Origin of the sequence: Halomonas sp. M4R1S46 (assembly GCF_025725685.1) — a bacterium.
Lineage (GTDB): Bacteria > Pseudomonadota > Gammaproteobacteria > Pseudomonadales > Halomonadaceae > Halomonas.
Window position 1 is genome coordinate 812,594 of sequence record NZ_CP107008.1, and the last position, 13,176, is coordinate 825,769.

Here is a 13,176-nt window from a genome sequence, read left to right on the forward strand (position 1 = left end):
CCGAGGGCCACGTCTGGCGCGGAGGAACTTCATGCAACAGGCTGTGCTGGCAGGTTTCGTAATGGCGGGGCTGGCGCCACTGCTGCACCGCTGGCTCGGCGCCCGGACGGCGTCGATGATGGCCCTGCTGCCTGCCAGCCTGGTGCTGTGGCTGCTCTGGCAGTGGCCGCTGATCGCCGCCGGCGAGACGTTGCTGCTGGCCTGGCCCTGGGTTCCCGCCCTGGAGGTCTCGCTGACCTTCTTCCTCGACGGCCTGGCCTGGCTGTTCGCCCTGCTGATCTGTGCCATCGGGGCCCTGGTGCTGGTCTATTCGGGCGAGTATCTGCGTGATGATCCCGACCAGCCCCGCTTCCTGGTGCTGATCGTCGCCTTCATGATGGCGATGCTCGGCCTGGTGCTGGCCGACAACCTGGTGACCCTGTTCATCTTCTGGGAGCTCACCAGCCTGACCTCCTACCTGCTGATCGGCTTTCATCACGAGGATCCGGTGGCGCGCAAGGCGGCGCTGCAGAGCCTGATGGTCACCGCCGGTGGCGGCCTGGCACTGCTGGCCGGTCTGGTCATGCTGGCCCAGGCCGGGGGCAGCTGGTCGCTGGCCGAGCTGGCCGGCCGCGGCGAGGCCGTCCAGGCACATGCGCTGCATGGACCCTTGCTGGTCTGTGTGCTGCTGGGGGCCTTCACCAAGTCGGCGCAGTTTCCCTTCCACTTCTGGCTGCCCAATGCCATGGCCGCGCCGACGCCGGTCTCGGCCTATCTCCACGCGGCGACCATGGTCAAGGCCGGTATCTACCTGCTGGCCCGCCTGCACCCGGTACTGGGCAGCAGTGACGCCTGGGGCGTCACCCTCTCACTGGTGGGGGCATTGACCATGGCCCTGGGCGCCTGCCTGGCGATCCGCCAGACCCACCTCAAGATCCTGCTGGCCTACTCCACGGTGATGGCGCTGGGCGCCATGACCCTGCTGCTGGGCATCGGCACCCGCGCCGCGCTCGCCGCCTTCGTCGTCTTCCTGGTGGCCCATGCGCTCTACAAGGGCGCGCTGTTCCTGGTGGCCGGCATCCTCGACCAGGCGACCGGGACCCGGGACCTGACCGGCATGGGGGGGCTGCGCCACTGCATGCCCTGGACCGCCCTGGTGGCCGGGCTCGCCGCCCTGTCGCTGGCCGGCCTGCCGCCGCTACTGGGCTTCATCGGCAAGGAGGCGCTGTTCGCCGCGGTGCTCGAGGCCGCCCCCCTGCGCTGGGTGATCCTGCCACTGGCCTTCCTCGCCGCCCTGCTGACCCTGGCGGTGGCGGCCCTGATGGTCCTGCGTCCCTTCTTCGGGGCCGTGCGGGAGACGCCCCGGCCGCCCCGCGAGGGCTCCCCGGCGATGCTCGCCGGCCCGGCCCTGCTGGCGGGCCTCTCGCTGTGGCTGGGGCTCGCGCCGCACGGGCTCGAGGACCTGGTGACGGCCATCGTGCGGGGCCTGGGCGTGCGCGAGGCCACGGTCCACCTGACGCTCTGGCATGGCCTCACCCTGCCGCTCGGCCTGTCGCTGGCCAGCCTGCTGCTGGGGGCGCTGGTGGTGCGCCACTGGGAGGGCTTGCGGACCTGGTCGGCGCGGCTCGACCCCGTCATGGCCCTCGGCCCGGAGGGCGGCTACGCGGCCGTGATGCGCGGATGGCTGCGTCTCGCCGAGGCGCAGACCCGATGGCTGCAGAATGGCCACCTGCGCAGCTACCTGGTGATGACCCTGCTGGTGCTGCTGGGCTTGGTCGGTCATGCCCTGTTCGTGCGCCACGGGGCCCTGGCGGCCCCCGTGCCGTCGGCCCGGGTGCACGAGGTCCTGGTCGCCGCGCTGATGGTGGCCGGGGCGGTGACGGCCTGCCTGATGCGTTCCCGGCTGGCGGCGGTCGCCGCCCTAGGGGCCATGGGGTTCTCCATCGCCCTGACCTTCGTGCTGTTCAGCGCGCCGGACCTGGCGATCACCCAGCTGCTGGTGGAGACCCTGACGGTGGTCCTGCTGGCACTGGTGCTGTTTCGCCTGCCGCGCTTCGCCATCCTCTCCACCCCGCTGCAACGTCTGCGGGACCTGGGGGTGGCGAGCCTGGTCGGTGGGCTGGTCAGCCTGCTGATGCTGTCGGTGCTTGGCGGCGAGCGGCTACCGCGCATCTCCGGGTACATGATCGCCAACGGGCAGCCGCTGGGGCATGGCCACAACCTGGTCAACGTCATCCTGGTGGACTTCCGGGCGCTGGATACCCTCGGCGAAGTCATCGTGCTGGGCCTGGCCGCCACCGGCGTCTTCGCGATGCTCGGCCTGCGTCCCGAGGGCCCCGTGAGCCGGCGGGACGCGCGACCCGGGGAGGGCGATCATGGTTAAGTCCGGTACCCTGATCCTCGAGGTCGCGGCGCGCCTGCTGGTGCCCCTGCAGCTGCTGTTCTCGCTGTTCCTGCTGCAGCGCGGCCATGACGAGCCGGGCGGCGGCTTCATCGCCGGCCTGGTGGCCGCGGGAGGGCTGGCCCTGTTCCTGTTCGCCCACGGGCGCCAGGCCCTGCACGCCCTTCTCAAGGTGTCACCCCGCGACCTGATCGGCCTGGGGCTGCTGATCGGCGTGCTCTCGACCCTGCCCGCCTGGTGGCGGGGCGAGCCCCTGTTCACCGCCCAGTGGTGGCGGATCCCGGGCATCGGGCTCGAGATCTCGACCCCGCTGATCTTCGATATCGGCGTCTACCTGGCGGTGATCGGCTCGGTGCTGACCGCCATCATCGCCCTGGTGGAGACCGATCGGGACGATGCGATCCGCTGACGAGGAGGTTTCATGGAACCCGTGATGGCCGTGACCATCGGCATTCTCTTCGCCGCCGCCATCTACATGATGCTGCGCCGCTCCATCGTCAAGCTGGTGATCGGCCTGATGCTGCTCTCCAATGCGGCCAACCTGCTGATCTTCGTCACCGCCGGCCTGACCCGCGACGCGCCCCCGCTGGTACCCCAGGGGATGAGCGTGCCCGCAGGGGCGGTAGCCGATCCGTTGCCCCAGGCGCTGGTGCTCACCGCCATCGTCATCTCCTTCGGCGTGCTGTCCTTCGCCGTGGTGCTGGTGCATCGTGCCTGGGAAGTGGTGCGCACCGATGACCTGGACCACCTGAAGGAAACCGATACGTGAATCCGGCGGTCACGCTGCCCCTGCTGATCCCCCTGCTCGCCGGGACCCTGTCGCTGATGGCCTGGCGCCTGCCACGGCTGCAGCGAGGGCTCGCCGTGGCGGGGACCGGCGGCCTGCTGCTGGCCGGGGGCTGGCTGCTGCACCGGGTCCGGCAGGAGGGCATCCTGGTGGTACAGGTGGGCGCCTGGCCGGCGCCCTTCGGCATCAGCCTGGTCGCCGACCTGCTGGGCACCCTGATGGTGGTCATCACCGGCCTGATCGGCCTGGCCGTGGCGGTCTTCTCGCTGGCGACCAGCGGCCGAGAGCACCAGGCCTTCGGCTATTTCCCGCTGATGCATCTGCTGCTGGCGGGGGTCGTGGGTGCCTTCCTCACCGGCGACCTGTTCAACCTCTACGTGTGGTTCGAGGTGATGCTGGTGGCGTCCTTCGCGCTGCTGATCCTGGGCGGCGAGAAGGCCCAGATGGAGGGGGCGATCAAGTACGTCACCCTCAACCTGCTGTCGTCGGTGATCTTCCTGGTCGCCGTGGGCCTGCTCTACGGCAAGCTCGGCACCTTGAACATGGCCGATGTCGCCCGGCGCGTGACGATGCTCCCGGGGGACGGCATGGTCGAGGCCCTGGCGATGATGTTCATGGTCGCCTTCGGCATCAAGGCGGCGGCCTTCCCGCTGTTCTTCTGGCTGCCGGCCTCCTATCACACGCCGCCGGTGGCGGTCTCGGCACTGTTCGCGGGGCTGCTCACCAAGGTGGGCGTGTATGCCCTGTTTCGCATATTCACCCTGATCTTTCCCCACAGCCCGGGCTATACCCATGAAGTCCTGCTGTGGGGGGCCGGCCTGACCATGCTCTCGGGGGTGCTCGGGGCGGCGGCCCAGTTCGAGTTCCGGCGCATCCTGTCGTTCCATATCGTCAGCCAGATCGGCTACATGCTGCTGGGCCTGGCGCTGTTCACGCCCCTGGCCGTGCTCGGCGGGCTCTTCTACATCGTCCATCACATCATCGTGAAGACCAACCTCTTCCTGATCAGCGGCATCGTCCATCGCCTGCGCGGCAGCTATCGTCTCGAGCGGCTTGGCGGGCTCTATCGGCAGCGCCCCTGGCTGTCGGTGCTGTTCCTCGTGCCGGCACTGTCGCTGGCCGGCATGCCGCCGCTCTCCGGCTTCTTCGCCAAGTTCATCGTGATCCGGGCCGGCCTCGAGGCCGGAGCCTACGGGGTGACCGCCATTGCCCTGCTGGTGGGATTGCTCACCCTCTTCTCGATGGTCAAGATCTGGGCCGAGGTGTTCTGGAAGGCCTGTCCGCAGGCCGTCGACACGCCGGCGCCGGTGGGGCGGGGCGAACTGTGGCTGATGATGGCGCCGGTGGTGGGGCTGGCGCTGTGCACGCTGTTCCTCGGCCTGAATGCGGGGTCCCTCTATGGCCTCGCCGAGGCCTCGGCCGAGGAGCTGCTCGACCCCGAGCGCTATATCCGCGCGGTGCTCGGCTCCGACGGGAAGGAGGGGCCATGATCGGCATGATGTGGAACCTGCTGCTGGGGCTGGGCTGGCTGCTGCTCACCGGTGACTTCAGCGGCGCCAACCTGCTGACCGGGCTGGTCTTCGCCTATCTGGTCCTGGCGCTGGTGCAGCCCCGGATCGCCGCCTTGTCGGGCTATGCGCAACGCCTGCCACGGCTGGTCGCCTTCGTCGGCTTCTTCATCCGGCAGCTGCTGCTGGCCAACCTCAAGGTGGCCTACGACATCCTCACGCCGCCCTGGTACATGAAGCCGGGGGTGATCGCCATGCCGCTGGCGGCGCGCAGCGACTTCGAGATCGCCTTCGTCGCCAACCTGATTTCCCTGACCCCGGGGACCCTGAGCCTGGACGTCTCCGACGACCATCGCGTGCTCTACATTCATGCCATGTTCCTCGGCGACGAGCCGGGGCTGCGACGCAGCCTGGCCGAGCTCGAGCGCCGGGCCCTGGCGCTGTTCCGCTAGCCAAGGGAGACCCGCCATGCCGATCGTGATCCTGCTCTGCCTGACGTTACTGACCCTGGCGCTGGGCCTGGTCTTCCTGCGCCTGTTCCGCGGGCCCGGCCTGCCCGACCGGGTGGTGGCCCTGGAGCTCTTCGCGACGATCACCGTGGGGATCATCGGATTGCTGGCCATCGCCACCGATATCGCCCTGCTGCTCGACGTGGCCATCGTCATGGCGCTGATGAGCTTCATGGCCACCATCGGCTTCGCCCGCTTCCTGGAGCGGGGAGGGCCGCGGGATGATTGAGTGGCTCGTGGTCGGCCTGATCCTCGCCGGCACCACCTTCATGCTGGTGGCCGCGATCGGCGTGGTCCGCCTGCCCGACCTGCTGACCCGGATGCATGCCACCACCAAGGCGGCCACCCTCGGGGTCTCGCTGATCATGCTGGCGGTGGCGCTGCATTTCGGCGAGGTGGCGGTGGTCGCCCGGGCGCTCGGGGTGGTGCTCTTCCTGATGATGACGGCGCCGGTGGCGGCCCATGTCATCGGCCGGGCGGGTTATTTCGTCGGGACGCGGCTGTGGAGCGGCACCGTGAAGGACGAGCTGCGCCCCCACTATCACCCCCTCACGCACCGCCTCGACAGCGGCCTGGAACGGCCGGGCGAGCCGTCGGACCCCATGCCGCGCGATCCCTCCTGAGCCGACCGGTCCGCCGGGTCGGGGCGCGCCGCCACACCGCCCGGGAGGTCCGTCATGACCGTCATCCCTTGATCCCTGGCCCCGCTGGCTCGGCCGTCCTGCCGGCCTGTCGTCCTTCAACGCCTGTCACCCGCTTGCTGCTACTGGCCTGAGACGGCGTTCTGCGCGATGATCGTCGGCCTGATGTCGCCAAGGAACGTCACCCCATGATGCCCAGGATCCTCTCGCTCGCCCTGCTGTGTGTTGCCCTGGCGGGTTGCCAGGCCCGGGCCGCCTCGCCCGATCCCGTCGCCGCGAGCGACGCGCCGGCCGCCGAGCGGGCGGAGGCGGCCGGCTTCGAGGCCTGGCGGGCGTCCTTCCGGGAGCGGGCCCGGGCGGCGGGCATCGCGGAGGCGACCCTGGAGCGGACCCTGGACGGCCTGCGCTACCGCCCCCGGGTCATCGAGCTGGATCGCCGCCAACCGGAATTCGTCCGCCCGATCTGGACCTACCTGGACAGCGCCGTCTCCCCGTCCCGGATCCGCAACGGCCGCGCGCGTCTGGCCGAGCATCGGGTCGCCGCCCGGGAGGCGGCCCGGCGCTACGGGGTGCCGGCCGAGATCCTGGTGGCCATCTGGGGCATCGAGAGCAGCTACGGCGACTATCTCGGCGACTTCTCGATCCTCGAGGCCCTGGCCACCCTGGCCTACGAGGGGCGCCGCCGCGACTTCGCCCGGGACGAGCTGATCGCGGCCCTGCGCATCATCGAGGCCGGTGACATCGCCCCGGCGCGCATGGTCGGCTCCTGGGCCGGCGCCATGGGCCACACCCAGTTCCTGCCTTCGAGCTTCCTGGCCCATGCGGTGGACGGGGACGGCGACGGGCGTCGCGACATCTGGGGCAGCATTCCCGATGTGCTGGCCTCCACCGCCCACTACCTCGACAATGCCGGCTGGCGCGAGGACGAGCCCTGGGGGGCGGAGGTCGTGCTGCCGGCGGACTTCGACCACGGCCTGGCCGATCCGGCGGTCCGTCGCGCCAGTGCCGAGTGGGCCGCCGCCGGCGTGCGGGGCCGGCAGGGCCGGCCGCTGCCGGACCTCGCCGCCGCCGCGGTGATCGCCCCGGCGGGGGCCCGGGGGCCGGCCTTCCTGGTCGGCCACAACTTCCGCGTCATCCGCCGCTACAACAATGCCACCAGCTATGCCCTGGCGGTGGCCAGCCTGGCGGACGTCCTGGCCGGGCGCGACGCCATCCAGGGCGCCTGGCCCCGGGAGGAGCCGCCGCTGAAGCGTGCTCAGGTGAGCGAGATGCAGCGTCGGCTGAACGCCCTCGGCCACGACGTCGGCCCGCCGGACGGCATCCTCGGGCCGAACACCCGGCGCGGCCTGCGCGCCTTCCAGCGCCGGCTCGGCCTGGTCCCCGATGGCTTCGCCACCCTCGGCCTGCTCGAGCGCCTGCGGCGCCAGCCCCTCTGATCCCCAGCATGACCCTCAGGAGACCTCGCATGACCGCCATCCTTCGCCCCCTGCTGCTGGCCGTGGCCCTGTGGCCGGCCCTGACCTCGGCTGCCGCCCCCGACCGGGTGGTGGGCTGGATCGAGACGGTGACGCTGGCGCCCTGGGACGTGGCGGTCAAGGCCAAGCTGGACAGCGGGGCCCTGACCTCGTCGCTGGACGCCCGCCACATCGAGACCTTCGAGAAGGCGGGGGAGGAATGGGTGCGCTTTCGGCTGATGCTCGAGGACGAGGACTCCGGCGAGACCTTCTCGATGACCCTGGAGCGTCCCCTCTACCGCGACATGGTGGTGCGCGGCGCCGGCGGCCGCGACGAGCGGCTGGTGGTGCTGATGGACATCTGCGTGGGGGAGACCCGCTACGAGGAGGAGTTCAGCCTGCGCAATCGCGAGGAGATGACCTACCCGATGCTGCTGGGGCGTCGCACCATCGGCCACCTCGGCCGGCTGGACGTGCGCGAGACCTTCCTGACCGAGGCGGACTGCGACGAGGACTCGCCCCGGGTGCCTCACGCGCCCGACCGGCGGGAGGCCGGCGACGAGGACTGAGCCGCGCTCAGAACAGCCGGCTGAGCAGGGCGGTCACGGCGGTCTCCACCCGCAGGATGCGCGGGCCGAGGTGGATGCCCCGGCAGCCGGCGGCGAGCAGCCGCTCCACTTCCCAGGGAATGAAGCCGCCCTCCGGCCCGACCACCAGCAGGGTGGGGGCCTCGATCCCGCGCGGGCAGGCTTCCGCCATGCCCGGATGGGCCAGCAGGCCCTGGCGACCCGCCAGCAGCGCCGGCAGGCGGTCCTCGACGAAGGGCCGGAAGCCCTTGGCCAGCGACACCGTCGGCATCCGGGTGTCCCGGGCCTGTTCCAGGCCCAGCACCAGGTGGCGCCGGATCTTGTCGTCGCCGAGCTCCGGCGACTGCCAGTAGCTCTTCTCGACCCGGCGGGTGTTGAGCAGGGTCAGTTCCTTCACGCCCAGCGCCGTGACATGTTCCAGGGTCCTGGCCAGCATGCGTGGGCGCGGCAGGGCCAGTACCAGATGCACCGGCAGCGGCGGCGGCGGGGCCTGGTCGAGGCCGGCCACGTCGAACACCGCCTCGTGCGCGTCGAGGGTCAGCAGCTCGCCGCGTCCCAGCCGGCCGCCGGCGACGCCCAGGGTCATGACATCGCCCGCCCGGGCCCGGTGGACCTCGGTCAGGTGCGCCAGGCGACGGGGGTCGCGGACCCGCGCCAGGCGGTCGTTCTCGATGTCCTCGGGCGAGAGCAGGATCAGGTTCATGGGGCCTCGTGATGCCTTTTGCCTTGCATGGATGGTGGCGCGGTGCACAATACCTGCATAAGGGGGCGACCGCCCACCTGCCACGACAAGGAGCATCGCCGTGCGCGTGATTCGCAAGTATGCCAACCGCAGGCTCTATGATACCGAACAGAGCCGCTACGTGACCCTCGAGGATCTGCGGGGCCTGATCCTCGACGAGGTGCCCTTTCGCGTCGAGGATGCCAAGTCCGGCGAGGACCTGACCCGGACCATCCTGCTGACGATCATCATCGAGCAGGAACAGGCCGGCGGCGATGCCGAGGTGTTCTCCAACGACCTGCTGGCCCAGTTCATCCGCGTCTACGACATGGCCCAGCCCCTGCCCCTGGCACGCTACCTGGAGCAGGGCACCCGGCTGATGCTGGAGCAGCAGAAGCGCATGCAGGACCAGTGGCAGCAGGCCATGCGCCACACCCCGATGGAGATGATGCGCGAGCTGGCCGAGGAGAACATGCGCTTCTGGCAGCAGAACCTCGGCGGCTCCGGCAAGAAGGGCGACGACTCCGAGGACAAGTGAGGCCACCCGGGGCGGCGGTCGGGAGCGGTTTCTGACATAATGCCGCGATGTTTCCCCGAGGTATTGAGGTAGAGCAGCGGATGAAGGTTCTGATCATCGGCGGCGGTGGCCGCGAACATGCCCTGGCCTGGAAGGTCGCCCAGTCGCCCCGGGTCGACACCGTCTTCGTGGCGCCCGGCAATGCCGGCACCGCCCGGGAGCCGGGACTCGAGAACGTGGCCATCGGCGTCGACGACCTGGACGGCCTGGTGGCCTTCGCCCGGGACGAGGACGTCGCGCTGACCGTCGTCGGCCCCGAGGCACCGCTGGTGGCGGGCGTGGTGGATCGCTTCCGCGAGGCGGGGCTGGCGATCTTCGGGCCCACCGCCGGCGCGGCCCAGCTCGAGGGCTCCAAGGCCTTCACCAAGGACTTCCTGGCGCGCCATGCCATCCCCTCCGCCGAGTACCGCACTTTCGTGGCGGTGGAGCCGGCACTCGCCTACCTGGCCGAGAAGGGCGCGCCCATCGTCATCAAGGCCGACGGCCTGGCCGCCGGCAAGGGCGTCATCGTGGCCATGACGCAGGACGAGGCCGAGGCCGCGATACGCGACATGCTCGAGGCCAATGCCTTCGGTGACGCCGGGGCCCGGGTGGTGATCGAGGAGTTCCTCGAGGGCGAGGAAGCCAGCTTCATCGTCATGGTCGACGGCGAGACGGTGTTGCCCCTGGCCACCAGCCAGGACCACAAGCGCGCCTTCGATGGCGACGCCGGCCCCAACACCGGTGGCATGGGCGCCTACTCCCCGGCGCCGGTGGTCACCGACGCGGTCTTCGAGCGCATCATGGCGCGGGTCATCCGGCCCACCGTGCAGGGCATGGCCGAGGAGGGCCACCCCTATACCGGCTTCCTGTATGCCGGCCTGATGATCGATGGGGCGGGCGACCCCCGGGTGATCGAGTACAATTGCCGCTTCGGCGACCCCGAGACCCAGCCGATCCTGCTGCGCCTGGCCTCGGACCTCGCCGAGCTGTGCCTGGCCGGGGCCCGCGGCGAGCTGGCCGGGCTCGGCTGCGACTGGGACGAGCGGGCCGCGGTGGGTGTGGTGATGGCCGCCGGCGGCTATCCCGGCAGCTACCGCAAGGGCGACGCCATCGAGGGCCTCGCGGCGGCCGAGGCCACCGGCTGCAAGGTCTTCCACGCCGGCACCGCCGAGGGCGAGCAGGGCGAGGTGGTCACCGCCGGCGGCCGGGTGCTGTGCGTCACCGCCCTGGGCGAGGGCGTCTCCGCGGCCCGCGACCTGGCCTACCGGGGGGTGGCCGAGATCCACTGGCCCGAGGCCCTGTATCGCCGCGACATCGCCCACCGCGCCATCGCCCGCGAGTGCGGCGAGGGCTAAGCCCGGATGTTGCATCGGGTGCCGCGCGAGGGCGCGAGCCACGTGGGGCAATGTTCGAGCCGTACTGCCGCCAGACAATAACAAGGAGGCTGCATGGAGCGCGTCAGACTGGCCTTTCCCGAGGCGGATATTCGCCATCGCCACCCGCTGACGGTGCGGGTCACCGACATGAACTATGGCCGTCACCTGGGCCATGATGCCCTGGTGTCGCTGCTCCACGAGGCGCGCATCTCGGCGCTGGCGGCACTGGGGCTCGCCGAGGGCGACATGGGCGGCTACCCCAGCGTGGCCGCGGACCTCGCGGTGCAGTATCGGGCCGAGGCCCGCTGGCCCGACGCCCTGGTGGTCGATACCGCGATCCCGGCACCCTCGCGCAAGGCCATCACCGTCTACCACCGCGTCCGTCGCGAGGCGGACGCGGCGATCGTCGCCACCGCCCGCCTCAACCTGATGCTGGTGGACCCGGCGGGGGGCCGTCCGGTGCCGATCCCCGGCGCGGTGCGTGACTGCCTGACGGGAGCGGCCTGATGTCCCGAGAGTACCCGATCATCGCCGTGACCGGCTCCTCCGGGGCCGGCACCACCACGGTCAAGCGGACCTTCGAGCGCATGTTCGCCCGCGAGGACGTGCATGCCGCCTTCGTCGACGGCGACGCCTTCCATCGCTATACCCGCCAGGAGCTGGCGCGGATCTTCCGCGAGGAGCCCGAGCGCAAGGACGAGCTTTCCCACTTCGCCGTGGAGGCCAACCTGCTCGACCACCTGGACACGCTCTTCCAGGAGTACGGCGACACGGGCGCCGGGACCTATCGGCACTACATCCACGCCGAGGACAAGGCGATGATCGAGGCCGGCTACCAGGTCGGCACCTTCACGGAATGGCAGCCGCTGCCCACGGGCACCGACCTGCTGTTCTACGAGGGCCTGCATGGCGGCCTGGTCACCGCCGAGCACGACATCGCCCGTCATGTCGACCTGCTGGTGGGGGTCGCGCCGACCATGAACCTGGAGTGGATCCAGAAGATCGACCGCGACATGCGCTACCGGGGCTATTCCCAGGAGGCGGTGATCGACACCATCCTGGGCCGCATGGACGACTACGTGCGCTATATCCAGCCGCAGTTCTCGCGCACCCATATCAACTTCCAGCGGGTGCCGACGGTGGATACCTCCAACCCCTTCGAGGTGCAGGACATCCCCACCGATGCCGAGTCCTTCGTGGTGATCCGCTTCCGCGACCCCGCCACCGTGGACTTCCCCTACCTGCTGTCGATGATCCAGGATGCCTTCATGAGCCGGCCCCACACCCTGGTGGTCCCGGGGTCGCGCCTGCCGCTGGCCATGGAGCTGATCCTGGGGCCGCTGGTGCGCCACCTGCTGGCCCAGCGGCGCTTCCGCTGACCGCCACCCGAGCCAACCGCCGAGGAGCCCGAATCCATGGACTGCCTGTTCTGCAAGATCATCGAGCGCGAGATCCCCGCCGACATCGTCTTCGAGGACGACGAGGTGCTGGCCTTCAAGGATCTCAATCCCCAGGCCCCGACCCACCTGCTGATCGTGCCCAAGCGGCACATCGCCACCCTCAACGACATCGAGGAGGACGGCGACCTGGCCCTGGTGGGGCGCCTGCAGTTCACCGCCGCCCAACTGGCCAAGCAGGCCGGCTTCGCCGAGGACGGTTATCGGGTGGTGATGAATTGCAATGAGCAGGGCGGCCAGACGGTCTATCATATCCACATGCACCTGATGGGCGGTCGTCGCTTCACTTGGCCGGCTGGCTAGCCGGCGCTCCGCGGTTCGCCGCGCGCCCCTAGCGCTCGACGCATCGGGTGCATGCCCACGACGCCGCCCCTCGGGGCGGCGTCGCCTCATGGGGCCTGCTCGGCGAGCGGCGACTCGGTTACAATGTCGCCACGACCGATCAAGGGGGTGTCATGAACCGTCAGTATTCTCGCGCCGATGACCTGGTCCGCCAGTTCGATGCCGTGCTGCGCACCCTGGTGCCCCGCGCCGCCCAGCCCTCGCGGCCCTCGCCGGCCACGCCGGAGGTCCACGACGACCACCTGAGCGACGAGGAGCGTCGTCATGCCGAGGGGCTGATGCGCATCAACCATACCGGCGAGGTCTGCGCCCAGGCGCTCTACCAGGGGCAGGGGCTGACCGCCAAGCTGCCCGAGATCCGCGGGCAGATGGAGGCCGCCGCCCAGGAAGAGATCGATCACCTGGCCTGGTGCGACGCCCGCCTGCAGGAGCTCGGTGGCCACACCAGCCGGCTCAACCCGCTGTTCTACGCTGCCTCCTTCGGCATCGGGGCGGTGGCCGGTGCCGTCGGCGATCGCGTCAGTCTGGGCTTCGTGGCGGCCACCGAGGAGCAGGTGGGCCGCCATCTCGATGCCCATATGGCGGAGCTGCCGCCGGGCGACCACCGCTCCCGGGCGGTGCTGCGCCAGATGGCCATCGACGAGGCCCATCACGCCCATCACGCCCAGCAGGCCCTGGAGGCCGGCGGCGCCCGCTTCCCGGGGCCGGTCAAGGCGGGCATGACGCTCGCGTCCCGGGTGATGACCAAGTCCGTGTACAAGTTTTAAGCTTGAAGCCGTAAGCTTGAAGAAACCCCAAAGACAGAACCCCCACCTCGGTCAGGCCGAGGTGGGGGGTCGCTTTTTCTTCCAGCTT

The 13,176-nt window shown here is 70.3% G+C and carries 16 protein-coding genes; 15 read left to right on the forward strand and 1 reads right to left on the reverse strand.

Translation table 11 applies throughout. The features are described 5' to 3' along the window. The first annotated feature begins 31 nt into the window (after positions 1 to 31). The 9 genes from OCT48_RS03860 to OCT48_RS03900 all read left to right on the forward strand — a co-directional run bounded on the left by OCT48_RS03860 (position 32) and on the right by OCT48_RS03900 (position 7,848). Positions 32 to 2,362, forward strand: coding sequence for a putative monovalent cation/H+ antiporter subunit A (locus tag OCT48_RS03860; protein WP_263591416.1), 2,331 nt, complete (start codon positions 32 to 34; stop codon positions 2,360 to 2,362). After that, on the forward strand, positions 2,355 to 2,789 hold the full coding sequence (locus OCT48_RS03865; protein ID WP_263591417.1) for a Na+/H+ antiporter subunit B: 435 nt from the start codon (positions 2,355 to 2,357) through the stop codon (positions 2,787 to 2,789). Before OCT48_RS03860 ends, OCT48_RS03865 begins: the two co-directional genes overlap by 8 nt. Positions 2,790 to 2,801: 12 nt before the next feature. Continuing rightward, positions 2,802 to 3,149, forward strand: coding sequence for a Na+/H+ antiporter subunit C (locus OCT48_RS03870; protein WP_263591418.1), 348 nt, complete (start codon positions 2,802 to 2,804; stop codon positions 3,147 to 3,149). After that, the gene (locus OCT48_RS03875; RefSeq protein ID WP_263591419.1) at positions 3,146 to 4,657 is read left to right on the forward strand and encodes a Na+/H+ antiporter subunit D; all 1,512 of its coding nucleotides are present in this window, start codon (positions 3,146 to 3,148) and stop codon (positions 4,655 to 4,657) included. The genes OCT48_RS03870 and OCT48_RS03875 overlap by 4 nt, the downstream gene beginning before the upstream one ends. Next, positions 4,654 to 5,127, forward strand: a complete 474-nt coding sequence (locus OCT48_RS03880) for a Na+/H+ antiporter subunit E (RefSeq protein ID WP_263591420.1) — start codon at positions 4,654 to 4,656, stop codon at positions 5,125 to 5,127. The genes OCT48_RS03875 and OCT48_RS03880 overlap by 4 nt, the downstream gene beginning before the upstream one ends. A 16-nt stretch (positions 5,128 to 5,143) precedes the next feature. Next, positions 5,144 to 5,413 (forward strand): monovalent cation/H+ antiporter complex subunit F, encoded by a 270-nt coding sequence (locus tag OCT48_RS03885; RefSeq protein ID WP_263591421.1) that lies wholly within the window; start codon positions 5,144 to 5,146, stop codon positions 5,411 to 5,413. Continuing rightward, the gene (gene mnhG, locus OCT48_RS03890) at positions 5,406 to 5,807 is read left to right on the forward strand and encodes a monovalent cation/H(+) antiporter subunit G (RefSeq protein WP_263591422.1); all 402 of its coding nucleotides are present in this window, start codon (positions 5,406 to 5,408) and stop codon (positions 5,805 to 5,807) included. The genes OCT48_RS03885 and mnhG overlap by 8 nt, the downstream gene beginning before the upstream one ends. Positions 5,808 to 6,013: 206 nt before the next feature. Continuing rightward, positions 6,014 to 7,261 carry a lytic murein transglycosylase gene (locus OCT48_RS03895; protein ID WP_263591423.1) on the forward strand — a complete coding sequence of 416 codons (1,248 nt, stop codon included), beginning with the start codon at positions 6,014 to 6,016 and terminating at the stop codon, positions 7,259 to 7,261. Between the two features lie 29 nt (positions 7,262 to 7,290). Continuing rightward, on the forward strand, positions 7,291 to 7,848 hold the full coding sequence (locus tag OCT48_RS03900; protein ID WP_263591424.1) for an ATP-dependent zinc protease: 558 nt from the start codon (positions 7,291 to 7,293) through the stop codon (positions 7,846 to 7,848). 7 nt (positions 7,849 to 7,855) lie between these two features. On the opposite strand, the gene OCT48_RS03905 is transcribed toward OCT48_RS03900, so the two are convergent. Then, positions 7,856 to 8,569 (reverse strand): 16S rRNA (uracil(1498)-N(3))-methyltransferase, encoded by a 714-nt coding sequence (locus OCT48_RS03905; RefSeq protein ID WP_263591425.1) that lies wholly within the window; start codon positions 8,567 to 8,569, stop codon positions 7,856 to 7,858. A gap of 100 nt (positions 8,570 to 8,669) precedes the next feature. Between OCT48_RS03905 and phaR the strand changes: the two genes are divergently transcribed. The 6 genes from phaR (at position 8,670) to coq7 (ending at position 13,088) form a co-directional block, all read left to right on the forward strand. Continuing rightward, positions 8,670 to 9,125, forward strand: coding sequence for a polyhydroxyalkanoate synthesis repressor PhaR (gene phaR, locus OCT48_RS03910; protein WP_263591426.1), 456 nt, complete (start codon positions 8,670 to 8,672; stop codon positions 9,123 to 9,125). Positions 9,126 to 9,205: 80 nt separating this feature from the next. Continuing rightward, complete coding sequence (purD, locus tag OCT48_RS03915) at positions 9,206 to 10,501, forward strand: phosphoribosylamine--glycine ligase (RefSeq protein WP_263591427.1); 1,296 nt, start codon at positions 9,206 to 9,208, stop codon at positions 10,499 to 10,501. 93 nt (positions 10,502 to 10,594) lie between these two features. Then, a complete protein-coding gene (locus OCT48_RS03920) occupies positions 10,595 to 11,029 on the forward strand; it encodes an acyl-CoA thioesterase (RefSeq protein ID WP_263591428.1) in 435 nt (144 codons plus the stop codon). Then, positions 11,029 to 11,901: a phosphoribulokinase gene (locus OCT48_RS03925; protein WP_263591429.1), complete on the forward strand. Its 873-nt coding sequence runs from the start codon at positions 11,029 to 11,031 to the stop codon at positions 11,899 to 11,901. Before OCT48_RS03920 ends, OCT48_RS03925 begins: the two co-directional genes overlap by 1 nt. A gap of 36 nt (positions 11,902 to 11,937) precedes the next feature. Further along, positions 11,938 to 12,282 carry a histidine triad nucleotide-binding protein gene (locus OCT48_RS03930; RefSeq protein ID WP_263591430.1) on the forward strand — a complete coding sequence of 115 codons (345 nt, stop codon included), beginning with the start codon at positions 11,938 to 11,940 and terminating at the stop codon, positions 12,280 to 12,282. Positions 12,283 to 12,434: 152 nt separating this feature from the next. Then, complete coding sequence (coq7, locus tag OCT48_RS03935; protein WP_263591431.1) at positions 12,435 to 13,088, forward strand: 2-polyprenyl-3-methyl-6-methoxy-1,4-benzoquinone monooxygenase; 654 nt, start codon at positions 12,435 to 12,437, stop codon at positions 13,086 to 13,088. Positions 13,089 to 13,176: the final 88 nt, after the last annotated feature.